Raw genomic sequence first — 25234 nt, 5'->3', positions numbered from 1 at the left:
TACTCATTTTTAAGCTTTGGCAACTTTTTCCTGATGGTTGATTGACTCTTGGTGGATTGCTTTATAGATTCTTAAAATAAATTCTTCACTCAACCCTTTCTCTTCTCCTTCCAGAATCATTTTTCCTAAAATTTCATTCCAGCGTTTAGATTGAAGTATTGCTACATTTTGTTTTGCTTTAGCTTTTCCTATTTCATCAGAAATTTTCATTCTTCTAGATAAAATATCAAGCAATTGATTATCTGCAACATCAATTTTTGCACGCAACTCATTTAGTGTTTTCTGATATGCCTCATCTACTCCTAATTCTTTACGAATTTTCAGATCATTCATAATCTGAATTAGTGTATCGGGTGTAATTTGTTGTTTCGCATCACTCCAGGCATTATCTGGATCATAATGGGTCTCTACAATAAGTCCATCAAAATTAAGATCCAATGCAGTCTGAGAAAGGTCAAAAATCAAATCTCTTCTACCTGCAATATGTGAAGGGTCTAAAATCAATGGTAGATCAGGAAAACGATTTTGTAGATCAATTGGGATCTGCCATTCTGGAATGTTACGGTATTTTGTTTTTTCATAGGTAGAAAATCCTCTATGGATAACTCCCAGATTTTTAACATCACAAGTATAGAAGCGTTCTACTGCTCCCAGCCAAAGGGATAAATCAGGATTGATCGGGTTTTTAATCAAAACAGGATTATCAATTCCTCTACAAGCCTCAGCAATATCCTGAACAATAAACGGTGATACTGTACTTCTTGCTCCGATCCATAATACATCTACGCCGTGTTCTAGTGCTAATTCTACGTGATGAGGGTTTGCCACTTCGGTAGCGATCTTCATTCCTGTCTCTTCTTTAGCACGCTGTAACCATTTTAGACCCAAGGCGCCCACACCTTCAAAATTACCAGGCCTGGTTCTGGGTTTCCAGATTCCGGCACGCATTACGGTGGCATCAGAGTCTTTCAGTTGATGAGCAATCTTTACTACTTGTTCTTCTGTTTCTGCACTGCAAGGACCTCCTATCACTAATGGATGATCCAGATTATATTCGTCTAACCAGTTTCTTAGTTCTTTTTTATTTTCCATTTCTACGTTTTATTTTTTATGGTTATTGGTTTCAATTATTAGTTTATGAAATTCCTTTTAAAATTGTTTTTATGTGATTTGTATCTTCCATTTCTTTATAAATTTTAGAAAAATCACCCTCTTCTATCAATTCCTTGAATTGTATTAAGTTGGCTATATATTCTTCTAAAGTTTCGATCACATTTTCTTTATTATGTTTAAAAATTGGTGTCCACATTGCCGGGGAGCTTTTTGCCAGCCGAACGGTTGAGGCAAATCCACTACCCGCCATATCAAAAATGTCTCGTTCATTTTTTTCTTTTTCTATCACTGTTTTCCCTAACATAAAAGAACTGATATGTGATAAATGAGATACATAAGCAATATGCTTATCATGAGAAGCAGGATCCATATATCGAATTCGCATTCCTAATCTGGTAAAGATTTCCATGGCTCTTTCTTGCAATTTAAAGGCTGTTTTCTCTACTTCACAAATAATATTTGTCTTTCCTCTATACAAATTAGCTATTGCTGCCTGAGGACCAGAAAACTCGGTTCCGGCAATTGGATGTGCAGCCAGATAATTTCTCCTGTTGGGATGATTACTCAAAGAACTACATAATTTTTCTTTGGTAGATCCCACATCAAATACCAGGCATTCATCGTTTATTTTTTCTAATATCTCCGGCAAAATCTTTACGGTAGCATCCACGGGTATTGCTGTGATGATAACATCTGCCTTGTCTACATCATCAATTGTTGATTTTTCATCAATTATTCCTAATGACAATGCCTTCTCCAGGTTATCTTCACTGTTATCGATCCCATAAATTTCTGCTTCATTAAATGCGGCTTTGATATCTATTGCAAATGATCCTCCTATCAACCCTACCCCAATTACAAATACTTTCATGCTATTTTGACCCGTTATGGTTTTTAATTTACTTTATTATTATTTGCGAATTGTACACCTCTATTTTTTAACCTTCTCAGTGCTTCTTTTATATTTTCTTGTGTAACACAAAGTGAAAAACGAATATACCCTTCTCCATTGCTACCGAATATATTCCCTGGAGTAATAAAAACACTATCTTGATAGAGAATATCATCAATAAATTCCATTGCATCTATTCCTTCAGGTAGTTTTGCCCAGACAAACATTCCTATTGCATTTTTATCAAAAGTACATCCTAAAAGAGAAGCTAATTCCCAAATTAATCCTCTTCTGCTCTTGTAAATAGCATTCATATCTGCATACCAATTATCAGCTATGGTAAGTGCTGCTATTGCTCCTTTTTGTATCCCCTGAAACATGCCGCTATCCATATTACTTTTTACCTTCAGAATAGCTTCTATCTTGTCCTTACTCCCACTCACCATTCCTACTCTCCATCCTGCCATATTAAACGTTTTACTTAGAGAATTCAACTCTAAAGCTACTTCTTTTGCACCCTCTACTGATAAAATACTTGTAGGTGTATCGTTTAGTATAAAACTATATGGGTTATCATTAATCAATATAATATCATGAGTCTTTGCAAAAGCGATCAATTTTTTAAAAAGATTGGTATCTCCTGGTGCGCCAGTAGGCATATGTGGATAATTTATCCACATGAGTTTCACCTTGCTCAAATCATTTTTAGATAAATTTTCTAAATCTGGTTCCCAATTACTATCACGAGTCAAATCATAGTATACAGGATTTGCACCTACCAATCTGCTCACGGAGGTATATGTGGGATATCCCGGATTAGGTATTAATACTTCATCACCTTCATTGAGATATGCTAATGAAATATGCATAATTCCTTCTTTAGAACCCATCAAAGGAAGGATTTCATTTTCAGGATTCAATGACACCTTATACTTAGAGGCATAAAAATCAACCATAGACTGTCTGAGTTCAGGAATCCCCTGATAACTCTGATATTTGTGAGCTCCAGTTACCATTACACCTTCCTGAATTGCCTTCACTACTTCTTTGGGCGGATCCAGATCAGGGCTTCCAATAGCCATATTTAGAATTGGTTTTCCAGAAGCTGCTAATGCCCTTACTTCTCGTAACTTCCTGGAAAAGTAATACTCTTCTACAGTTTCTAATCGTTTTGCGGTCTGAACACTCATCCGTTTTGATTTTTATATTCTCCTAAAACTTTAAGCTCAAGAGCCATTATTTTTAATATCGAAATTGCCTTTTGATAATCGTTATAGCTATTAAAAGTTACGTCTACAAAGAAAGAATATTTCCATGGCATTTCTATAATTGGCAGGGATTGAATCTTTGTTAAATTTAACCTGCAATCACTCATTACGTTTAATACTGTCGCCAGACTTCCTCGTTTATGATCTGTAAGAAATTTCAAGGATGCTTTATTTATATCTTTTTCGTCTACGCCAGAGTCTTCTCTTGTATTAAGAATAAAAAAACGGGTACTATTAGATTTAATAGTCTGAATTTCTTTTGCCAGTATATTCAAATTATAAATCTTTGCCGCTGTTTCCCCAGCTACGGCTGCTACTCCTTGTAGCCCTTGTTTTTCTATCCTCTTGGCTACATCTGCCGTATCAGCATCTTCTACCAATTTGATATGTGGCAATCCTCTAAAGAATTCTTTACACTGCAATAATGCCATAGGATGAGAATACACTTCTTTTATATCAGAAAGTTCTTGCCCATGCAATGCCATCAGACAATGATGGATCGGCAAGAAATATTCTCCGCTAATTGTTAAATTATGCTCATCTATATAAGCATAATTAGGAATGATTGATCCCGCAATAGAGTTTTCTATAGCCATTACAGCATCTGTACTTTTTGCTTTTTCTAAGCTATGTACCAAATCCTGAAAAGACATGCATTCATCTATATCAATCTCATCACCAAAGTATGCTTGCGCAACTCCATGGTGATATGATCCTTTTATTCCTTGTATGGCAACTTTCTTTCTCAAACGTTTTAAATTTTGATTTCAAAAAAAAAATCCCGATTTTTCATCGGGATTCAAGTTTTATAAATTTGTTAACTTATTTACATAACGATCCCATTCTTTCTTTTAAAATAAAAGAAGAAAAAATAAAATCGATTCCAAGTAAATAAATTGCTCATTATTGTTTCATTAATTACGGTGCTAAAGTAGCTAAAACTATTACTATTCAAAATAATTTTTATTTTTTTTCAACAATTCAGAAGCATTATCATCAAATATTAAAATTTTAATTCATATTACTGAAATATTTTAAACGAATATCCTTGTATAATATGAATCTTCTACTTTTAAAACCACTAACAAACGTTCGTGAATCCTACATTATCAGCTATTTACAGAAATAATTGATTTTTCTAAGGAAGTTTATCTTATTAAATAGCTTTTGAGATCTTGTATTCATAAAAAACAAAAATGATTTTTCGTTTTAAATCACCTTTAACTCCTTACCTACTTTAGTAAAAGCTTCCACTGCTTTTTTCAGGTGATCACGTGTATGTCCTGCAGAAAGCTGTACTCTTATCCTCGCTTTTCCCTGAGGTACTACAGGATAGAAAAAACCTATTACATAAATACCTTCGTCTAATAATTTTGAGGCAAACTCCTGTGCCAGAGTTGCTTCATACAACATAACCGGAACAATGGGATGATCCCCAGAAACAATATCAAATCCTGCAGCGGTCATTTCTTTTCTGAAATATCTGGTATTCTCCTCTAATGTATCTCTCAACACTGTAGATGAACTTAACAGATCCAACACCTTAATGGATGCTCCAACGATAGATGGTGCCACTGTATTAGAAAATAGATAAGGTCTGGAGCGTTGTCGTAACATCGCTACAATTTCTTTTCTTGCTGCAGTAAACCCTCCAGAAGCTCCGCCCAGGGCTTTACCATAGGTTCCGGTAATAATATCTATTCGCCCCATTACATCTCTATATTCGTGAGTGCCTCTACCTGTTTTACCCAGAAAACCAGTAGAATGACATTCATCTATCATAACCAATGCTTCATACTTATCTGCTAAATCACAAATTTTATCTAATTGTGCAATGGTACCATCCATAGAAAAAGAGCCATCTGTCACTATTAGTTTTCTTCGCGCATCTTTTGCCGATTCCAGTTGTTTTTCTAAATCGACCATATTATTATGCTCGTATCTAAAACGTTTTGCTTTGCACAAACGAATTCCATCAATAATAGAGGCATGATTTAAGGAATCCGAAATGATCGCATCCTCAGCAGTAAGAATCGGTTCAAACACACCACCATTGGCATCAAACGCTGCAGCATACAGAATACAATCTTCCATACCCAAAAAATCAGCTGTTTTTCTTTCTAATTCTTTATGAATATCTTGAGTCCCACAGATAAAACGTACAGATGACAATCCATATCCATGTGAATCAATAGCATCTTTACCTGCTTTTATTACCTCTGGGTGTGAAGAAAGTCCTAAATAGTTATTTGCACAAAAATTTAGTACTTGCTTTGTATTAGTCGTATCAATTTCTGCTCCCTGAGGTGTGGTTATGATCCTTTCGGACTTATACAATCCCGCAGATTTAATCTCATTAAGTTCTTTTTCTATATCTGCTTTTATATTTGAAAACATAGTATTTTTTTAATTAGTAGTTTTATTATTTGTCTTGTTAGCGATGCGATTTAGACTTTTTTTAATGAACTCATCTTAAGTACTGCTTTGGCCTACAAAATTTACATTTTGCACGCTAATTTCGTTGGTTTTTTTTAATCGTATGGCTATGCTAAAAAAAACTATTTCATTATAGTACAAAAGCCAAACTTTTCGGTTGAAAACCACTATGCAGGATGAGTTCAATTCCTATGCAATAAAGTCTCTAGATGTTTAGAATTTAATTCATATTGTTCCTTCAGCTTATGTATCATAATTATGGTGATATCTTCTAATGTATATTCTGATTTCCATCCCCAATCTTTTGCTGCTCTAGAATCGTCAATCGATTTTGGCCATCTGGCTGCTATATCCTGCCTAAAATCCGGCTTATAATTTACGCTAAAATCAGGATACAATTTACGAATTTCGGCAACTACTTCTGATGGAGAAAAGCTGATTCCTGACACATTATAAGATGTTCTTACAGTAATATTCTCTATGGGAGTATCCATTAATTCTATGGTAGCTCTGATAACATCCTCCATAAAAATCATGGGAAGCGTGGTATCTTCATTCAAGAAGCAACTAAATTCTTCTTCTAATACCGCTTTATGATAAATATCTACCGCATAATCCGTGGTTCCTCCTCCCGGAAGGGATTGATACCCTATAACTCCCGGATATCTTATGGATCTAACATCCAGTCCATATTTTATGAAATAATAATATGCCCAGTTTTCTCCAGCAGCCTTACTTATACCATAAACAGTCGCTGGATTAAGATATGCATCATTTGGGGTATTCTCTAAAGGCGCATCTTCTCCATAAACTGCTATAGAACTAGGAAAAAATACTTTATCTATACTATTTTTTCTAGACACTTCCAATACATTAAATAAAGTCTTCATATTTATCTCCCAGGTAGATAGTGGGTTTTCTTCTCCCTTAGCAGATAAAATTGCGGCTAAATGGTAAATTTGGGTAATGCTATACTGTACAACTACTTCTTGAATTCTACATATATCAGTAGCATCGATCTCCTCAAATATTCCTTCAGAATTTTCTTGCATTATAAGATCAGATGCAATTACATTTTTACCTCCAAATTTATTCCTTAAAGTTTTGGTGAGCACAGATCCTAATTGTCCGTTTGCACCAATTATTAAAACTTTTGTCTCCATAATTCAATCTTAAAATTTTAACACTTAAAAGCATTATTTACTTACTAATCTATAAATTGCCAATTTTAAATCCGAATTTTTACAATAATTAAGTAATAATCACTTTAATATATACTCATTTAAGATATATTTACTTTTTTTAATATAAAAATGTTTATTTTGAAGTAATTTTTTTGACACTTATTCATGGAACAATTAGATCAAACCGATATCACTATCCTCAGAATTCTACAAAAAGATTCTAAGAAAACTGCTAAAGAGATTGCACAGATTCTCAATATAACTCCTTCTCCTGTGTATGAACGAGTTAGAAGATTAGAGAAACAAGGTTTTATTAAAAAGTATGTAGCAATTTTAGACAAAAAACTAATCAACAGATCTATAACTACTATATGTCAGGTCTCTATGCGGTATCACAATGAAGCTTTTATTGAAAAATTTGAAAAACAAATTCAAAACCTGGAAGAAGTGCAGGAATGTTACCATATGGCAGGACAAGTAGATTTTATTTTAAAAATTCATACCAAAAGCTTAGAAGAGTATCACGATTTTATAAAAACCAAACTTTCTAAAATTGAAAACATAGGCATATTGAACAGTACTTTTGTACTAAAAGAAATCAAACATTCTTCAGAGTTTTATATTTAGCAAATACTCTTTTAACCATATTGCTGTTTTTTTCATTTTTCTGTTTAACGTATTCTCTTCCATTTTAATAATTCCAAATTTTGGAACATATCCTTCTGCCCACTCAAAATTATCAACCAATGTCCAAATAAGAATTCCTTTAAGATGGATTCCTTTATGCAATACTTTTTTAACTCCTTTGATAACGTCTTTGTAGTAAGCTATTCTTTCCTGATCATCCTCCTCCTGTGATAGTGCTATTCCGCACTCAGACAGCCACAAGGGCTTTTTGGGGTCATACCTGGCAAATCGTTCTACAAAATACTGAGTTCCGTGTGGGTAGGTTTCCCAACCCATAATCGAAACAGGAACCTCTCTTTTTTTTGGACTCACTAACATCGCTCCCAAATAAGGTATATACCAAGCTCCTTTTACCACCTCTCTGGCATATGTTTGTATCCCCCAAAAGTCAAAATCAGTTTTCAACGCTTCCATATCTCCTTCTTGTACAAACTTTTTGATTCTTTTTGATAAAGGCAGCTCTTTTTCAGGATATCCTAAACCCAGGTAGGGTTCTATACAAACTCTATTCATCAGCGCATCAATTCTATCCGCTGCTTTTTTATCAGAAAAATTGTTAGTAAAAGGTTCTATTTTAGTACAACTAACAGCTGTACCCACATTGAGGTTTTCTTTTTCTTTCAGAACCTTAAACCCCATGGCTTGTGCCAACAGCATATGATGAATACTAGCGCTAAAATTTCTAATTCCTCTTTTTCCAGGCGCATGAATTCCTAAAAAATAACCAGCTCCGATACAAACAATTGCTTCATTTATAAGTATCCAGTTTTTTACTTTATCAGCAAAATGATCTCGAAGAATCGCGACATAGTTTTCATAATCAAGAAGTATTTCTCGGTTTTTCCAACCTCCTTTGTCCTGTAATCGCTGAGGAAGATCCCAGTGATAGGTTGTTATCCATGGTTCAATCCCTGCTTTAAGGCAATAGTCAATCACATTATTATAAAATGCTATTCCTCTTTGATTTATCTTTCCTGAACCATCAGGGAGAATCCTAGACCAGGAAATGGAGAAACGAAAAATTTTTAATCCAATATCAACTGCCAAGTCAATATCTTCTTTATATCTATGATAAAAATCTGTAGCTATTTGATTATTAGATCGATCTTTGATCCTTCTGGATTTCTGTGTAAATGTATCCCAAATAGACATTCCTTTTCCATCTGCCAGATACGCTCCTTCAGTTTGAGCTGCTGCTATGGTAACACCCCAGGTAAAATTCTCAAAATCATCCATTACCACTCTTACACTCTAAAACAACAATAAATTCTAGTGTTTAAACATTCCTCTTTTCAAGAAAGGGAACAAAAGTAAAAAAACGACTCGCTGTAATAAGCAATGAATTTTGTACAGAAAAACAGCAATATTCTTTTTAAGATATTTATATAACATACTATAAATGTTTACTTTATAAATATACTGAATCAATAAACTATTGTCTTTAAGTTAATGTTACCATACTATTATGATTCTTTTTGCATTTTTTCCTCGTATCCGAGGCAATAATTATGGATTTATGTACTTTTGGATCTAAGTAGATTTATAATATTAGTATATGTCAATTTCAGTTTCAAATATTTCTAAGGTTTATCAGGATCAAAAAGCATTACATAATGTTTCTTTTGAAATAAAACAAGGAGAGATCGTTGGGTTTTTAGGACCTAATGGTGCTGGAAAATCTACCATGATGAAAATATTGACTACCTATTTAGAACCGACTGATGGGAGCGCTTCTGTTCATAATTCTGATATAAAAACTCAATCAACGGCTGTTCAAAAAAGTGTAGGCTATCTTCCTGAACATAATCCTCTTTATCTGGAAATGTATGTAAGAGAATATCTCTCATTCAATGCACAGATATACAAAATTTCAAAAAAAAGAATAGAAGATGTCATTGAATTAACGGGTATTAATTCTCACGCGAATAAAAAAATCAGTCAGTTATCAAAAGGATACCGACAACGAGTAGGTCTGGCTTGTGCTTTGCTACATGATCCTGCCGTATTAATTCTTGATGAGCCTACTACTGGATTAGATCCTAACCAATTGGTAGAAATACGAGAACTTATCAAATCTGTCGGCAAAGAAAAGACTGTTTTTCTCTCTACACATATTATGCAAGAAGTAGAAGCCATGTGCGATCGGGTTATCATTATTAATAAGGGCGAAATTGTAGCAGATAAAAATTTAAACGAAATAATCGATCAAACGGATCAGGTTATTGAAGTGGAGTTTGATTACCGGGTAGAAGAAGCTTTTTTACTAAAACTTCCTGATATAAAAGAGGTAAAAAACATTCATGGTTTCACGTACTTACTTACGTTTAAAACTCTTACAGATATGCGCCCCGCAGTTTTTGATTTTGCCCATGATAATGAGTTGAAAACATTACAACTTTCCAGAAAGAATAAAGATTTAGAAAGTTTATTTAGAGAATTGACTAACTAATTTAAAGCTAAAAAGCATTTTCAAAATCATTCAGAACTTCTTTTAATTTTTCAACTGATATCGGTTTAACAATATAATCACTAACTCCTTCGTACGACTTAGCTCTTAATACATCTTCTGGGTCAACAGATGAGGAAACAACATAAATAATTACGTTTCTATTGCAAGGAATGTTGATTTTAATAAATTCTTCCAGAAACTGCCACCCATCCAATACAGGCATATTTAGATCCAATAAAATTACATCTGGCAGCTCTTTTTCTTCTGAAATAATTGCTTTTAGATTATGAAGTGCTTCCTGTCCGTTTTTAAAAATCATGATTCTATCACAAAAATCGATCAATTTCATGACTTTTTTTATCCCAAAAACGAAAATAGGATCATCATCTATAACATAAGCGATATCAATTCTTTTCATACTTCATATGAATTTTAAACATTGTTCCTTGATTTACAACACTTTGAGTCTCTATCTTACCTCCTATGGCTTCTACCTGATTTTTAGTAATAAACAATCCAATGCCTCTGGAATTCTTAATATTAGGGTGAAACGTTTTATACATCCCAAACAATTTAGACTGATGTTTTACAAGGTCAATTCCTAAACCATTATCCTCTATACACAGTATAACATAATTACTATTCTTTGTTGCACTAAGAGTTATAAAGCTATTTCTTTCTTCTGATCTATATTTAATCCCGTTGGTAATAAAATTAAGTATGATACTATCTAAATAAGCAGGGATAGCTAAAACGTTAACCTCCTCATCTACTCTATTATTAATGATGACTTCTGATTCCAACGTAATTGCAGATACACTTCTTGTAACCTCATCAATAACTTGTCTTAAGTTCATTGAAACCAAATTTTTATCGAGCGAAGTATTAATTAATACAACTTCGTTTAGGTGTGAAATGGTATCTGAAAGGTTCTGGGATGCTGTTTTAAACAATTGTATCATTTCGTCATCTTCAATTTCTGGATTTTCCTGGATATATAAATCTAATAACATTTCGAAATTTCCAGAATGAGATTTCAGGTTATGCGAAACAATATGTGCAAAGTTTTTCAGTCTCTTATTTTGATCTTCAGTAACTTTTAATAAGGATTTCAGTTCTTTTTCTTTCTTAATGTTGGTTATATCAGAAACGTGAATTATCAGACCACCTATTTTATTTTCTTCATAAAACCAAGGCCGTAATTCCCAGGATAGCCATTGTACATTTCCATCTTTTCCTTTAATACGTTCTTCATAATTCTCAATATGTTCTCCTTTCAAACATTTTTGACAATTGGATCTCCATTTTTTACTTATTCCCGCAAGGATTTCATAGTGCGATTTCCCTACAACTTCTGTATCGTTAATACCGCAAACCTCAAACCATTTCTGCGATGCCGCTTCATATCTCATGTCATTATCAAACATTGCAATGGCACTAGGGGTTTGTTCTATAAAAAGTTTATTTCTTTCGAAATCTTTTTTATTCTTAGTTATTTCCTGATGTGATCCAACCATCCATAGTGGTTTTCCTTCGTGATCCCAACTTACTACTTTACCCTTATCTAATACCCAAACCCATTCTCCATTTTTATGTTTCATGCGCGCTTCACAATCATAGACAGCTATTTCTCCTGAAAAATGTTTTTGTAATAGCTTGTTAGATTTCTCAAGATCATCAGGGTGCGAATATTTCATCCAGGTTTCAATAGAAATTGGTTCTAGCTCTGAAAGCGAGTATCCAATAATCTCTGCCCATCGCTCATTAAAGATTGCTTCTCCAGTTTGTATATTCCACTGCCAGGTGCCTAAATCTGTGCCACTAATAATATGTTCAAAATAGTTGATCTGTTTGTGAAGCTCTTTTTCTGCGATCTTAATTTTTGTAATATCCATATGAGCTCCCAGCATTTTTCTTGGTGTACCCAGCTCATCACGCAATATAATTCCTCGACATCGAATCCAGACAGTATGACCTAACTTATGATGATACCTAACGATTTGATCATACGGATATGAAGGGTTTTCAGAATGTTTAGCAAAATTAGCATACACCTGTTTTAAATCTTCTTTAAATATAATATCCTGCCAAGCTGAAGCCTTATGTGGCATCTTATCCGGATCATAACCTAGTGTAGTCCAAAACTTAGGATTCATCCATTCATTCTCCGGGTTATCCAAATCCCAAAACCAAAGACCATCAAAAGATGCTTCTTGCAAGAATTCAAAAATTGAGCTATCTTGTTTGATAAGGTCATATAATTCTTCCTTCAAATAGTGATCACTATCATCCAAAATCAGATTAACATCTACATTTTTTTTAAGCTTCATTACTTCAACCGTTAATTTATACAAAGAGAGAATAGCACAAGTAGGAATTTACTTCAATGTAAGGATAATCCGCCAAACAGCAATACTAAAAAACCTCAATAATCCTATGGCATTAATACGATTTATAACTAAAAATTTCGCATATTCATCGTTTCTTTTTCCTTTCTACTTCGTTTAAAAAATAAACCGTAGCTATAGCTATGCTTGATTTTTTTGCCTTGCATTAAGAAAAAATAATTCAATGAATTTATACGAATTTTTTAATCACAAATCGTATAATTCGAAGTATATTTTTAAAGACATTCTATTATTGAAATATTAATCTCCCAATAAAGAATTCCTCGACTTCGACAATAGGTGGTCTATTTACAGCAATTATATCTCCGGTACTTCGTATAGATCCTTTTATTGATTCTTGCGGATTGACAATAATTTTATTGGTTCCCCTGTGAAATATAGTAACATTCTGCACTTCTAATTCTGCTCCTTCGAATCTTCCTATCCCAGAAGCAAAAGTAACATTTAATGAGGCTGTACTTCCTCTTATAAAAAACGAAGCGATATTATTTGAAACTACTGAAATATGCTCATTGCGTATTTCTAAATTAAAAGTACCTGTTGTTGTGCCCGTATTTTCATTAAAATCTTCTGACAACAATTTTAATGAAGGATATGTCAATATTCCATCAGAAGAAATATCAAATTGACTGGCACTTCGTATTTCTGTAATATCAGGAGCAGTGATAAAAATCTTTGTTTGATTAAAACTCCTAACAAAATTACAATCATTGGTATTATTCAATATCAATTGATCTCCTTCTACAGTGGCTGATATTTCTTCTAACAAATTATCGCCGGTTTCTAATAAAACTGTAGTATTATCACCTTCCTTGATAATTAATTCTATATTAGGGTTGACCAAAATTCTTTTAAAATCAGTAACCTGAAGAGGGACTCTTATAATAGTACCGGTTCTCTGAAAACAATCTGGTGCATTCTCTGCATCACAACCAAAGATCAAAAACAAACTTACGATATACACAAACCTTTTCATCATAATCTATATCCAATTGAAAACTCTACGGCTTCAGCTTTTGCTGCATGTGATCTTACTGTAATAGAGCCAAAAATATTTTTACTAAAGTAATATTGCGTACCCATACGATTATACATCTGTCCTTCAAAATCAAAAGGGTAATAAACGTAATACCCCAATTGTGTTAGTATGGATATTTTATTGATTCTTAATTCATGCCCTAAAAATATCCCTGCTCGTTTTGAATCTTCATCCCCGGTTATACCATCATCAAACCTTCCCGTAGCTCTGAAATCTATAAATCTTTTGAGGGCCTCAGAAAAGAACAACTCTGTACCTAATTGCACTGAACTTTTTTTGTTAATGCGTTTATCTGCAAATGCAGCTATAGTATAAAAGGGTAATTGTCCAGAGCCTACCACATCACTTTCATTAATTCCTCCTCTAACAGCAAATCCAAAACCAATTGGTTCTCCACCGCTAACTTCTCCTTTTTCTTTTCTCACATATTCAGGCAATTCTGTCTCTAAACGATAATTAACACCTATATTAAAAACAAAAGTATTCGTACTCTTATTGGGTGCTTTAAAATTAGCATTAGAATAATGAATAATCCCTAATCCGGTTTGAAGACCTAATCCACCAATTAAGTTCTCTTTTTTATAATTCAGATATACCATAGTAGCGCTCAATAAATGAGAGCCATATGCTATATTCCTAAAATTATCATCTTCATCATAAGGATTAGTAGCATACGAAATCCCTTGCCCTAATCTTAGCATTAAGGAACGTTTTAAGAAATAGAAGTTATAGTGAGCAAATATCCCTAGATTTTCCCCTAAAAATTCGTTATCCAAATCTTGATATATAAAAGACACTCCATAATCAGGGGAATTATATAACCGCTGCCATTCTTTGTCTCCAAAAGTTTTTCGGTTTATGGATAGAAGTACTCCAGACGGATGCCCTGTAATTAAATGTGATATATCAGGATTGTGTTTTAAAACAGTTCCATAAAAATTATTAACATCAAAACTATAATACTTTTTATGTTCCTGAGCATATAAAATAGAACCAAAAAGTATGAGTACGAAACATATTCGTTTTATCATTCGGCAAATTTAGCAAATTGGATTAAATAACAAATTTGATCTAAATAAAACTAGAATAAATTCGAAAAAAGCTTTTTTCAGAATGAACTCATCTTGAGTAGTGGTTTTCAGCCGAAAAGTTTGGCTTTTATACCTATTTAGTTTTTTTTAGCATAATCATAACTACGGTTAAAAAAAAACAACAAAATCAGCGTGCAAAATGTAAATTTTGCAGGTCAAAGCAATACTCAAGATGAGTTCAATATAAAAAAGCTAGAAAATTGCTGAGGCAATTTTTTTAATATTATCTGATTTCCCCATAGAATAATAGTGTAATACAGGAACTCCGTAATCCATTAATTCCTTGGATTGCTGAATTGAAAATTCAATTCCAACTTGTCGCACCTCTTTATTATTTTTACAGTTTTCTACTGCTTGCACCAAGTCATCAGGCATATCTAATTTAAATACCTGAGGCAATAATTGCAGGTGTCTTTTTACGGCAACAGGTTTGATCCCCGGTATAATCGGAACTTCAATTCCTGCGGCTCTTGCTTTCTCCACAAAAGCAAAATACCTTTTATTATCAAAAAACATCTGAGTTACTACGTAATCAGCTCCGGAGTCTACTTTAGCTTTTAATCTTCTGATATCAGAATCCATAGAAGGAGCTTCCATATGTTTTTCTGGATATGCTGCTACTCCCACACAGAAATTAGATTTATTATCGGTTTCAATCACTTCATGAAGAAACTGACCTTTATTCATATTGGATATTTGCTTTACTAATTCACTGGCATAACAATGCCCTCCTTGTGTAGGAATGAAATATTTTTCTTCTTTCATCGCATCTCCTCGTAATGCCATGACATTATCAATTCCTAAATAGTGACAATCCACCAATAAATACTCTGTTTCTTCTTTGGTAAAACCACCGCATAACACGTGAGGGATTGTATCTACACTATACTTATGCGTGATCGATGCACAAATACCCAAAGTACCTGGGCGCATGCGCGTTAGTTTTTTATCCAGTAATCCGTCCCGATCAATATAGATAAATTCTTCCCGAGATGTAGTTACATCAATAAAAGGAGGCTTAAACTCCATCAACGGGTCTATATTATCATATAATTCTTGTATACTTCTTCCTTTTTGTGGTGGTATCAATTCAAATGAAAATAATGTTTTACCCTTAGCATTTTTTATGTGATCTGTAACTTTCATCTACTCTCTATTTGTTATATTTTTGTTGATTTTCGTTATTTAGTTTTTCAGTAATTTATCAATTCAATCTTATACAATAAGTTATCAATATTTTGCATAAAAAAATTTAGAATAGAATCACCATTTCGCTTTATACTCTTTTATTTGGATAGATTTGCCTGCTAGCACACATATTTATCTTTTCATAAAGAATATACCCTTTATTACATTATTGCAATCGACTATATATTAAATTGATCTGACCTGTATGATAAATATCATGCTGAATAGATCCCAATACCATATAACTATTTTTATAATCTTTACCATCTACCAATTCATTCATCCAGGAATCAGGCTTTGTCATTAACAATTCTATTAACAAATTTTGTGTTCTGGTCAATTCCTTAAGAATTTCTTCTTTATCAACCTCGGTAGCAATAAAAACCTTTTTTCTCCAATCGTTTTCTGAATTCATTTCTATACTAAACAATTCGTTCCCTTTGATTTTTTCAATTACAAATATTCTCCAATCGATCATATGATATACTAATTCTGTAATAGAATGAGAATCATCATCCATTTTTTGATCCCAAAATAAAACAGGAATTGTTTTTAAAGATTTTAAGATAGGTGGTCCATACCAAGGGAACCCTTCAAAAACTTCTTCTAATTGCGTTATGCTATCCTCGATATCCATATTATAAGTCTATTGATCAAGTATGTTAGGGTTCAGCCATTTTTTAGCATACTCAAAACCTACATTCTTTCTGTTTGCAAAATCTTTTACCTGATCTTCTTTTATTTTTCCCAATCCAAAATACCGCGCCTCAGAGTTTCCAAAATAATAACCAGAAACAGATGCTGCCGGCCACATAGCAAGACTTTCTGTAAGCTCTACTCCTATCTTTTCTTTTACTCGAAGTAATTCCCATATCGCTATTTTTTCCAGATGATCCGGACACGCTGGATATCCTGGAGCTGGACGAATTCCCTTATACGACTCTTTGATTAATTCTTGATTCGTCAATTCTTCTCCAGCTGCATATCCCCAATCATCCATCCGTACTTTTTTATGCAAATACTCTGCAAAAGCCTCTGCCAAACGATCCGCCAGCGCTTTGATCATAATTGAATTATAATCATCCAAATCTTTTTCAAATGCTTCAGCCAGTTCTTTGGTTCCGAATCCTGTAGTTACACAAAAACACCCTATATAATCTTGTATACCTGATTCTTTTGGCGCTATAAAATCCGATAATGCAAAATTAGGTTTACCTGCATGTTTTTTAAGCTGCTGGCGTAGTGTCCTAAAGGTAATTATAGTGTCCTCTGAAGTAACTTCAATATCGTCATCACTAATAGTATTAGCCTCAAACAATCCATAAATTGCCTTAGCTCCTAATAATTTTTCATCTAATACTTTCTGCAACAATTTCTGAGCGTCATTAAATAAAGAGGTAGCTTGCTCTCCTACAATATCATCGGTTAAAATAGCTGGATATTTACCGTGTAAATCCCAGGATCTAAAAAATGGAGTCCAATCGATAAATGACTCAAGTTTTCTTAGCTCCTGATCTTCAATAACCTCAATCCCTAATCTATTAGGTTTTGTTACCTGGGAAGAAGTCCAATCAATCGTATATTTATTCTTGCGGGCTTCTTTAATACTCAAGTATTCTTTCTTTTTTGTTCTTTTAAGAAAACCTACCCTGAATTTTTCATAATCTTCTTTAAGATCGCCCACATATTTTTGATTACTTCTTTTATTTAATAAGTCTCCAACAACTGTAACGGCTCTTGATGCATCATTAACATGCACCACTGCATTCTGATATTGCGGATCGATCTTTACGGCTGTATGTGCTTTGGATGTGGTGGCGCCTCCAATTAACAATGGAACTTTAAAATTTCTACGTTCCATTTCCTTTGCCAAAAACACCATTTCGTCCAATGAAGGTGTGATCAAACCACTCAATCCAATAATATCTACTTGTTCATCGATGGCGGTCTGAATAATTTTTTCTGGAGGTACCATTACGCCCATATCAACAATCTCATAGTTATTACATCCCAGCACCACAGAAACAATATTTTTTCCAATATCATGTACATCTCCCTTTACTGTAGCCATGAGTACTTTTCCTGCCCCCTTCATCCCCAAAGGGGGAGTTTTTTTTAATTCTTCTAAAATTTTATCTAAAACAACATCTAATTCATGTATTACTTCCTCATTAGTAAAGCGTATCACCTTATATCCTTCACTTTCTAACCATTGAGTTCGTTCTTTATCACTTGACTTGTTCTCTGGCAATTGATGAATAGCCCCATCAACTTCTACAATCAAGTTTTCTTTTAAACAAATAAAATCAGCAATATAAGTGCCAATGATATGTTGTCTTTCAAATTCATATCCATTTAATTTTTTTCCACTTAACGCCTTCCATAGGTAAGATTCTGCATCAGTAGGTTGGTTGCGCATTTTTTTTGCATACTCTTTCAGTAATCCATACAATGTCGGATCAGCAGTTTTCCAGTATTGCTCTCCCTTTGGGGGTTGGGGGGCATTCTTTTTCTTCTCTTCTTCGATATAAGGAAGTAAATGTGCAACTGCTTTTTTCATGACTCTTGCAGATTTTACTACTTGAGGTAAAAACATTTTGCCGGATCCGAATAAATCCCCAACTACATTCATCCCCGTCATTAGGTTTCCTTCTATGACTTCAATGGGTTTTTCTGCCTGCTGTCGAGCTTCTTCTACATCTTCTACAATATATTGATCAATACCTTTAACCAAAGCCCTGGTGATTCTATCTTGTAAAGATTCTTCTCTCCAGGAAAGATCAGCAGTTTTCTCTTTACTAGTTCCCACAACCGTTTCTGCAAAATCTAATAAGCGCTCTGTAGCATCATCTCTGCGATCCAAAATCACATCTTCAACATGTACTAGCAAATCTTTGGGAATATCATCATAAATCTCTAACATCGCCGGGTTTACAATTCCCATATTCATTCCTGCTTTTATAGCGTGATATAAAAATACCGAATGCATTGCCTCCCTAACCGGGTTATTCCCTCTGAACGAAAAAGAAACATTACTCACGCCTCCACTTACACTGCAATGTGGGAGATTTTCTCTTACCCAACGGGTTGCTTCTATAAAATCAATTGCATTTTTTCGATGTTCTTCCATCCCGGTAGCAACCGGAAATATATTGAGGTCAAAGATGATATCTTCTGGAGGAAAATTAATTTGGTCTACCAGAATATCATAGGATCTTTTTGAAATCTCTATACGGCGTTCATAATTATCTGCTTGACCGACTTCATCAAAAGCCATGATAATAACTGCCGCTCCATATTTCTTTATCTTTTTTGCATGTGCAATAAATTCTTCTTCACCTTCTTTAAGACTAATGGAGTTCACAACACATTTTCCCTGAACCACCTGCAAACCTGCTTCGATAATATCCCACTTGGAGCTATCTATCATAATAGGCACTCTGGCAATATCAGGTTCTGCCATAATAAGATTAAGAAATCTCACCATCGCTTCTTTACCATCAATCAGACCATCATCCATATTAATATCGATAACCTGTGCTCCTCCTTCTACCTGATGCCTGGCAACATCCAGTGCTTCGTCAAACCTTTCTTCTTTAACTAAACGTAAAAACTTACGTGATCCTGCTACATTGGTTCGTTCTCCAACATTAATAAAGTTGGTTTCGGCAGAAACAATCATAGGTTCCAGACCCGAAAGTTTTAGGTATTTCCTGGTTGATTGCTGAGCGCTTTCTATTGATAGATTGCTTGAACTATTCTCCATCATATTTTATAAATTCTTATAATCATTAACAGACCCATTTAATCTTTTTTTACATTTTAAAATTTGGTCTAAAAGATTCTGACGTACTTTTAAATTAAAATAATCCTGATCTAAAACCAGATATAACTGAATTTTTAATTTGTAAAAAGAATCTTGTGAAACGGGCAAAAACATAATCATATCCTCAGAAGTTCTTCTTCCACATCTTTCTACAATGTCTAATGGAATTGAAACCGCACTTCTTCTTATCTGACTTATTAATCCGTGCAATTTATCCTTATGAAATTCTTTAGCTATTTCATAAAAATTATTGACCAATATTCCAGATTCTTTCCAAACCTCTAATGCTACATATTCCATAACCTTTACCTAAAAACTTTCAACTGCTAACGTACGAGGTTTATAATCCGCCGCTAGCTCAGCAATAGCTTTTATATGTTCTGGTGTGGTTCCACAACATCCTCCTATAATATTTACCAGACTTTTATCCATATATTCTTTAATCTGGGTTGCCATTTGTTCGGGAGACTCATCATACTCACCAAATGCATTAGGTAATCCTGCATTAGGATGTGCCGAAACACAAAAATTTGCTTTCTGAGCCAAAACTTCTAAATGTGGAGTTAATTGATTTGCTCCCAATGCACAATTAAACCCAATAGAAAGCATAGGAATATGTGAAACCGATATTAAAAATGCTTCTGCAGTCTGACCAGATAATGTACGACCGCTGGCATCTGTAATTGTTCCGCTAACCATGACAGGAATTTCAATACTTCTTTCATCCTTAACCTCTTCTATGGCAAAGAGTGCTGCTTTAGCATTTAAAGTATCAAAAATAGTTTCTACCAATAATATATCAGAACCTCCATCAATCAATGCTTCAACCTGTTGTTTATATGCAATTCTTAATTCATCAAAAGTTACTGCTCTAAATCCTGGATCGTTTACATCTGGAGACATGCTCGCAGTTCTATTAGTGGGACCTATTGATCCTGCAACAAAACGAGGTTTATTTGGTTCTTTTGCAGTAAATTCATCAGCAACTTCTTTTGCAATCTTAGCCGACTGAAAATTCAATTCATATACCAGCTCTTCCATTTCATAATCTGCCATAGCAATCGTCGTCCCTGAAAACGTATTGGTTTCTACAATATCCGCTCCAGCCTCAAAATACAATCGATGCACTTCTTTAATAGCTTCGGGTTGAGTAATACTTAGAAGATCATTATTCCCCTGAACAGAAACTGACCAATCCTTAAAACGCTCTCCTCTAAAATCTTCTTCTGTAAATTTATGACGTTGTAGCATGGTACCCATGGCTCCATCTAGTACAAGAATCCTTTCTTCTAATATTTTTCTTATGTCTTTCATATAAAGATCAATTATGGACATAGATCCAATCAATACTGGACGTTACATCTATTTTGGTTTCTTATTAGTAATAAAACACTTCAATAAACTGAGTGTCATAGTTAATTCTGAAACAATACTTTTTTTTCCTTCTAAACAAGGAACAATATCAAGAAAAGTAAATGGAGATATAGCAAAAGCTATGAATCATTGTTATCTATTCCGCACAATACGAATAGAATGTAGCACCTTCTTTAACAGATAAAGGGTTGCTAAGGTATCATAGGGTCTATTCCCTCCTCCTTTCTTGATAACATTTTAATAAATATAGGAACTAAACGGTATTATCCGTTTTTCTAGGTACAAATTAAAGACATCCTCTTTTGTTTTGCAAGAAAAACTAAAAAAACCTTCAGAGATTTAAAAATCCCTGAAGGTTATCAATATTTATATTAGTAGCAGACCAGCTATCTCGTCCAGCTTGATCCTCCAAAACTTCCGGAAGAATACGTTCTGGTTATTTTATTTGAGCTACTTACTTTTAAGCCTAACACTCCAGAATTACCGGCATAACCCTTAGGCACATCTGCCCAACTAAGCCAAATTGCATTCCCTGTACGTGTTCCTACTGCTACATTAGACCAGGAAGGACGACCAGAGGTAAAATGCCGCTCTCCAAACCAAACTACGGTATTCCCTAATTGTCTCATATAATAGTAGCCTCCATCATTACCATACCACCTGGCAGTAAGATCATTTATATTATTTCTGGTTCCAAACCCTGCTGGTCTCGTTGGAGGTAAACTTGACGGTTTTGTCATTTTTGTCCAAACAGATCCTCCAAAATTACTTCCTGTAATTTTCGTAATTTTTGTACCCGTAGAATTCACAGATAATTTTAATGATCCGTATCCTTTTATCTTTCCTTTTGGCACATCATAGAATTGTCCGTTTATGATATTGCCATCAAGCTTTCCTTTGAATACATTCGCCCAGGTACCAGAAGGGTGTTCTCCAAACCAATATATATTAGTACCTATATGTCTGACATAATAGTGACCTCCATCATTTGCTTTATAATATCCGGACATATTCTCGATAGTTCCGCATATTTTTTTATACATTTTTTTAATACCCTGTTTGTCCCAATATGAAAGCCCATTTCTTTGCACAGAATAACTACTCCCATCTTTTTTTGTAATTGTCGGAAGACCATTCTTAGAAAATGCTGTAGGTCCATACATCATAATACTCCCGAAATCCAAATAAGGAGAGTACTCATCCCCATCTTCTCCACGCTGTACATATGTCTGAAAATTATGCGACTTTCCAGACTGAATATTTCCCCATTTAATAGTGACATAATCGTCCCGATCTTTTCTACTTTGTTCGTGCCATAGCCCTATTGCGTGCCCTATTTCATGAATAGTATTACCTGTAGAACAGCCTCCTGCCAAATTAATATTTTGTTTTCCTCCTGTTCTTCCAACCTGAGAAGAACAGCCAGTGCCTACTTTAAAATTTATATAAGCCACTTGATTTGTTCTCTTTATAAATTTGAAATTGCTATATTTTTCCCAATGTGCAATAGCATCGTATACACGCTGCTTATTAGGCAAACTACTCTCTATTGAATAATAAACAGTACAATTAGGCCAATATCTGCTTGTTCTCCCGGTGCTTTTCTCAAAGCTTTTCAGATCTTCCTCTGTAATAATAATATCTCCTTCATATACATAGAGGTTATTTACTTTTTCTGCTTTCAAATTTTGATTATCGTAAGTAATATCAACAATTTCTCCTGTTTTATCAGGAAAGGCAATTTCTTGTATATGTTTTTCCTGAGACAGCGTTTCGAGTATTTCACTTTCTTCCTGAATAGTCTCAAAATCTTGCTCGCAACTTGTAAATAATACAATATTGCATATAAAGTAAAGCGGAATCCAAAATTTAAATCTAAATATGTTATTTTTCATTTTTTTAAGTTTTAAGTTTTTCTATCAATTAGCTATTAATAAGAATTTATGACGAGCTCATAAAAATTCTTATTCTCTTTGATCCTCCGGAAATCAAAACTTTTCAAAAGTACATGGATCGCACAACATCTTAGCCAAGCATACAACCCATAATTCAAGGGTTGAACCAACCTTAATAAAAGAGTGAAATCCCCTAAAAAAAATGTTTACCTTTAGTATAAAATAGACACTGAAACTATTTTCAGGTCATTTACATTTGATAATAGTTAGGTATGTTCTATATTTTTAGAACCAGAAGCAATAGAAAATATACTGTAAATCACAAAACAGAATAGAACAGTTCAACAGAGTTTAGGAGAAATACTGCCATATAATTTTCGCAGATTACAGAAAGCGGTGTACCACACATAAGCAATTCTGTACTGCTTACAATAGGTCTAGTTGATATTAACACAATTCAATTCCCAAATGAAATTACATACTAAAATCATTTCTTTTTAATTCAGCTTACGGTGATTTAATACTAGACATTGAGGCTATCAAAAACAATTCTAATTGGGAATATCAAAATATAGAGATTCGAAGAAACTAGCTCAAAGCAATTCTAAGAAGCATTTGCTAGAAAAAAATATTTTGATTTTGAGGTGAGCCTCAGAGCATTTAAATCTCGAGTATCGACTAAAAAAAGAAGAGTATACTTACATAGCTAGAATGTATTAGAATTCTACCTTATGAAGGTCCATCATAATTCTCAAACTTTTTGATAAGCAACAGGAAAAGAATTTGACCAATAAGTAATCTTAAAATAATAATTGATATTATGATTCTGGCGCTAACTCAATCTCCAGACCATCCAACTCGGGAGTTATCGGTATCTGACATCCTAATCTACTATTGTCTTCTACATAAAAAGCTTCGGCAAGCATTAAATCTTCATCCTGACTCATTTCTACCAACTGATGATCTGATAATATATAACACTGACAAGAAGCACACATTGCCATACCACCACAGGTACCTTCTACAGGTAATTCGTATGCTTTACAAACTTCCATTAAATTCATAGCCATGTCAGTTGGCGCCTGTATTTCGTGAACAACACCTTCTCTATCTTTTATTTTTATAGTAATATCAGACATAATATGTTTACTTTTTTGTGTGCAAATATAGTCAAAGACAGAGGTAATTCTATTATTTTTTATTCATATTTAATGACTTAAAAACGGTAAACTGTTCCAATTCATTTCCATACTATAATATACATTTACTTTCGCATCCATTCGTGAAAGAAATAAGTTTTTTTACTTTTTTTATCATTGAAATGGTTTAACCTTTTTTTCAATTCGTTATAAAAATGTTCTTTTTGACTCAATTCACAGTCAAGATGAGTTCATTTACATTTTACCCTGACCCTACATTGATTTGTCATTTTTTTTAGAAAACATAGACAATCAAAATTTCATTATCTCTAAAATTTTACTATTAATTAACATATTTTATTAAATAATTAACCTTTTTATTAGTAATTACACTAAAATCACATCGACTAATTATATTATTAATATTGACTAACTAAACTTAATTGACAATGAAAAAATGTATTTTTCAAATTTTCTTGTTCATTGCTGGAGTCTCAGTCTATGGACAGTCCACAGCGACTTATGATATTGTTTTTACCAGTAATTGGGAGGCCCATGGCCCACTACCGGGTTCCAGTGCTCATTTTACTGAATTAGTGGGTGCTACACACAACAGTAATATTACCTTTTTTGAACTTGGTGGGATTGCAACGCCTGGAGTCGAAGAGGTAGCAGAAACGGGGGCTGACAGAACTTTTTCTAATGAAGTAAACAGAGCAATAAGCGCTGGAAATGCAAGCCAATACATCAAAGGCCCCAACCTTTTTTTTAATGGCTCACTTAGAACAATAACGATTAAGGATGTATCTGTAGATACAAACCATCCACTCATTTCCTTAATATCGATGATTGCCCCTAGTCCAGATTGGATAGCGGCTGTAAACAGTATATCATTATTAGGTACTAATAATGAGTGGATTCAGAACCTTACTATGGATATTTTTCCATATGATGCTGGAACAGAAGAAGGAACAGGCTATTCTTTAAATAACCCTCCTACGAATCCCAAAGAACCTATATCCAGTATACGAGGAATGTATACTTTTAATAATCAGAAAATAGGCACTATAGTTTTTACACGTACTGATACTCCCGAACCAGTAGATGGAGGAACTATTACAGGTGGACCTTTTACCTTCACAGTAGGCGACGGAATTGCTGATAATGTATCTGGTGTTACACTGGATGGAAATATCGGTGAAAACTCACAATGGGTGGTTACAGATGATCAGGGAAATATACTAG

The 25234-nt window shown here is 33.8% G+C and carries 21 protein-coding genes and 1 riboswitch; of the genes, 3 read left to right on the top strand and 18 right to left on the bottom strand.

The window, feature by feature from the left end; translation table 11 throughout:
* Window positions 1-9: 9 nt before the first annotated feature.
* From F0000_RS14630 to F0000_RS14605, 6 genes are all read right to left on the bottom strand, one after another.
* Complete coding sequence (locus F0000_RS14630) at window positions 10-1092, bottom strand: bifunctional 3-deoxy-7-phosphoheptulonate synthase/chorismate mutase type II (RefSeq protein ID WP_149625471.1); 1083 nt, start codon at window positions 1090-1092, stop codon at window positions 10-12.
* 43 nt (window positions 1093-1135) lie between these two features.
* Window positions 1136-1984: a prephenate dehydrogenase gene (locus tag F0000_RS14625; protein ID WP_149625470.1), complete on the bottom strand. Its 849-nt coding sequence runs from the start codon at window positions 1982-1984 to the stop codon at window positions 1136-1138.
* Between the two features lie 23 nt (window positions 1985-2007).
* Complete coding sequence (locus F0000_RS14620; protein WP_149625469.1) at window positions 2008-3195, bottom strand: pyridoxal phosphate-dependent aminotransferase; 1188 nt, start codon at window positions 3193-3195, stop codon at window positions 2008-2010.
* Entirely contained in the window at window positions 3192-4022 is an 831-nt protein-coding gene (locus tag F0000_RS14615) for a prephenate dehydratase (RefSeq protein ID WP_149625468.1), read from the bottom strand. Before F0000_RS14615 ends, F0000_RS14620 begins: the two co-directional genes overlap by 4 nt.
* A gap of 460 nt (window positions 4023-4482) precedes the next feature.
* On the bottom strand, window positions 4483-5670 hold the full coding sequence (kbl, locus tag F0000_RS14610; protein WP_149625467.1) for a glycine C-acetyltransferase: 1188 nt from the start codon (window positions 5668-5670) through the stop codon (window positions 4483-4485).
* 221 nt (window positions 5671-5891) lie between these two features.
* Complete coding sequence (locus tag F0000_RS14605; protein WP_149625466.1) at window positions 5892-6872, bottom strand: NAD-dependent epimerase/dehydratase family protein; 981 nt, start codon at window positions 6870-6872, stop codon at window positions 5892-5894.
* Between the two features lie 186 nt (window positions 6873-7058).
* Between F0000_RS14605 and F0000_RS14600 the strand changes: the two genes are divergently transcribed.
* A complete protein-coding gene (locus F0000_RS14600; RefSeq protein WP_149625465.1) occupies window positions 7059-7520 on the top strand; it encodes an Lrp/AsnC family transcriptional regulator in 462 nt (153 codons plus the stop codon).
* Here the strand turns inward: F0000_RS14600 and F0000_RS14595 are convergent.
* Window positions 7503-8816, bottom strand: a complete 1314-nt coding sequence (locus tag F0000_RS14595) for a glycoside hydrolase family 1 protein (protein WP_149625464.1) — start codon at window positions 8814-8816, stop codon at window positions 7503-7505. The two genes, F0000_RS14600 and F0000_RS14595, sit on opposite strands and share 18 nt — an antisense overlap.
* A gap of 319 nt (window positions 8817-9135) precedes the next feature.
* Here F0000_RS14595 and gldA point away from each other — a divergent pair, with 319 nt between their 5' ends.
* Window positions 9136-10029, top strand: a complete 894-nt coding sequence (gene gldA / locus F0000_RS14590) for a gliding motility-associated ABC transporter ATP-binding subunit GldA (RefSeq protein WP_149625463.1) — start codon at window positions 9136-9138, stop codon at window positions 10027-10029.
* A 7-nt stretch (window positions 10030-10036) separates the two neighbouring features.
* On the opposite strand, the gene F0000_RS14585 is transcribed toward gldA, so the two are convergent.
* The 11 genes from F0000_RS14585 to F0000_RS14535 form a co-directional block, all read right to left on the bottom strand.
* The gene (locus F0000_RS14585; protein ID WP_149625462.1) at window positions 10037-10447 is read right to left on the bottom strand and encodes a response regulator; all 411 of its coding nucleotides are present in this window, start codon (window positions 10445-10447) and stop codon (window positions 10037-10039) included.
* Window positions 10434-12359, bottom strand: coding sequence for a PAS domain-containing protein (locus F0000_RS14580; RefSeq protein WP_149625461.1), 1926 nt, complete (start codon window positions 12357-12359; stop codon window positions 10434-10436). The genes F0000_RS14585 and F0000_RS14580 overlap by 14 nt, the downstream gene beginning before the upstream one ends.
* A gap of 307 nt (window positions 12360-12666) precedes the next feature.
* Window positions 12667-13416: a head GIN domain-containing protein gene (locus F0000_RS14575; protein ID WP_255452757.1), complete on the bottom strand. Its 750-nt coding sequence runs from the start codon at window positions 13414-13416 to the stop codon at window positions 12667-12669.
* The gene (locus F0000_RS14570; RefSeq protein ID WP_149625460.1) at window positions 13413-14507 is read right to left on the bottom strand and encodes an acyloxyacyl hydrolase; all 1095 of its coding nucleotides are present in this window, start codon (window positions 14505-14507) and stop codon (window positions 13413-13415) included. Before F0000_RS14570 ends, F0000_RS14575 begins: the two co-directional genes overlap by 4 nt.
* A gap of 252 nt (window positions 14508-14759) precedes the next feature.
* On the bottom strand, window positions 14760-15713 hold the full coding sequence (metF, locus tag F0000_RS14565; protein ID WP_149625459.1) for a methylenetetrahydrofolate reductase [NAD(P)H]: 954 nt from the start codon (window positions 15711-15713) through the stop codon (window positions 14760-14762).
* 208 nt (window positions 15714-15921) lie between these two features.
* Window positions 15922-16392, bottom strand: coding sequence for a DinB family protein (locus F0000_RS14560; RefSeq protein ID WP_149625458.1), 471 nt, complete (start codon window positions 16390-16392; stop codon window positions 15922-15924).
* A 9-nt stretch (window positions 16393-16401) separates the two neighbouring features.
* Window positions 16402-19521: a vitamin B12 dependent-methionine synthase activation domain-containing protein gene (locus tag F0000_RS14555; RefSeq protein ID WP_255452758.1), complete on the bottom strand. Its 3120-nt coding sequence runs from the start codon at window positions 19519-19521 to the stop codon at window positions 16402-16404.
* A 6-nt stretch (window positions 19522-19527) separates the two neighbouring features.
* A complete protein-coding gene (locus tag F0000_RS14550; protein WP_149625456.1) occupies window positions 19528-19881 on the bottom strand; it encodes a four helix bundle protein in 354 nt (117 codons plus the stop codon).
* A 9-nt stretch (window positions 19882-19890) separates the two neighbouring features.
* Entirely contained in the window at window positions 19891-20895 is a 1005-nt protein-coding gene (locus tag F0000_RS14545) for a homocysteine S-methyltransferase family protein (protein ID WP_149625455.1), read from the bottom strand.
* Window positions 20896-21084: 189 nt separating this feature from the next.
* Window positions 21085-21191: riboswitch (SAM riboswitch) on the bottom strand.
* Window positions 21192-21341: 150 nt separating this feature from the next.
* On the bottom strand, window positions 21342-22850 hold the full coding sequence (locus tag F0000_RS14540) for a M12 family metallopeptidase (protein WP_149625454.1): 1509 nt from the start codon (window positions 22848-22850) through the stop codon (window positions 21342-21344).
* A gap of 818 nt (window positions 22851-23668) precedes the next feature.
* Window positions 23669-23989 (bottom strand): 2Fe-2S iron-sulfur cluster-binding protein, encoded by a 321-nt coding sequence (locus F0000_RS14535; RefSeq protein ID WP_149625453.1) that lies wholly within the window; start codon window positions 23987-23989, stop codon window positions 23669-23671.
* A gap of 449 nt (window positions 23990-24438) precedes the next feature.
* Between F0000_RS14535 and F0000_RS14530 the strand changes: the two genes are divergently transcribed.
* The coding region (locus tag F0000_RS14530) for a spondin domain-containing protein (RefSeq protein ID WP_149625452.1) at window positions 24439-25234 on the top strand (796 nt) is incomplete at its 3' end.

It is taken from the genome of Aquimarina sp. RZ0, assembly GCF_008370685.1.
Lineage (GTDB): Bacteria > Bacteroidota > Bacteroidia > Flavobacteriales > Flavobacteriaceae > Aquimarina.
The sequence above is the reverse complement of the archived record's forward strand: the minus strand, read 5'-3'. Positions and strand labels throughout refer to the sequence as shown.

Coding starts and splice junctions, on each gene's coding strand:
- kbl (WP_149625467.1), bottom strand. CDS start 5,670: ATGTTTTCAAATATAAAAGCAGATATAGAAAAAGAACTTAATGAGATT.
- F0000_RS14540 (WP_149625454.1), bottom strand. CDS start 22,850: ATGAAAAATAACATATTTAGATTTAAATTTTGGATTCCGCTTTACTTT.
- F0000_RS14550 (WP_149625456.1), bottom strand. CDS start 19,881: ATGGAATATGTAGCATTAGAGGTTTGGAAAGAATCTGGAATATTGGTC.
- F0000_RS14560 (WP_149625458.1), bottom strand. CDS start 16,392: ATGGATATCGAGGATAGCATAACGCAATTAGAAGAAGTTTTTGAAGGG.
- F0000_RS14555 (WP_255452758.1), bottom strand. CDS start 19,521: ATGGAGAATAGTTCAAGCAATCTATCAATAGAAAGCGCTCAGCAATCA.
- F0000_RS14580 (WP_149625461.1), bottom strand. CDS start 12,359: ATGAAGCTTAAAAAAAATGTAGATGTTAATCTGATTTTGGATGATAGT.
- F0000_RS14600 (WP_149625465.1), top strand. CDS start 7,059: ATGGAACAATTAGATCAAACCGATATCACTATCCTCAGAATTCTACAA.
- F0000_RS14605 (WP_149625466.1), bottom strand. CDS start 6,872: ATGGAGACAAAAGTTTTAATAATTGGTGCAAACGGACAATTAGGATCT.
- metF (WP_149625459.1), bottom strand. CDS start 15,713: ATGAAAGTTACAGATCACATAAAAAATGCTAAGGGTAAAACATTATTT.
- F0000_RS14570 (WP_149625460.1), bottom strand. CDS start 14,507: ATGATAAAACGAATATGTTTCGTACTCATACTTTTTGGTTCTATTTTA.
- F0000_RS14575 (WP_255452757.1), bottom strand. CDS start 13,416: ATGATGAAAAGGTTTGTGTATATCGTAAGTTTGTTTTTGATCTTTGGT.
- F0000_RS14625 (WP_149625470.1), bottom strand. CDS start 1,984: ATGAAAGTATTTGTAATTGGGGTAGGGTTGATAGGAGGATCATTTGCA.
- F0000_RS14630 (WP_149625471.1), bottom strand. CDS start 1,092: ATGGAAAATAAAAAAGAACTAAGAAACTGGTTAGACGAATATAATCTG.
- gldA (WP_149625463.1), top strand. CDS start 9,136: ATGTCAATTTCAGTTTCAAATATTTCTAAGGTTTATCAGGATCAAAAA.
- F0000_RS14595 (WP_149625464.1), bottom strand. CDS start 8,816: ATGGATGATTTTGAGAATTTTACCTGGGGTGTTACCATAGCAGCAGCT.
- F0000_RS14545 (WP_149625455.1), bottom strand. CDS start 20,895: ATGAAAGACATAAGAAAAATATTAGAAGAAAGGATTCTTGTACTAGAT.
- F0000_RS14535 (WP_149625453.1), bottom strand. CDS start 23,989: ATGTCTGATATTACTATAAAAATAAAAGATAGAGAAGGTGTTGTTCAC.
- F0000_RS14620 (WP_149625469.1), bottom strand. CDS start 3,195: ATGAGTGTTCAGACCGCAAAACGATTAGAAACTGTAGAAGAGTATTAC.
- F0000_RS14585 (WP_149625462.1), bottom strand. CDS start 10,447: ATGAAAAGAATTGATATCGCTTATGTTATAGATGATGATCCTATTTTC.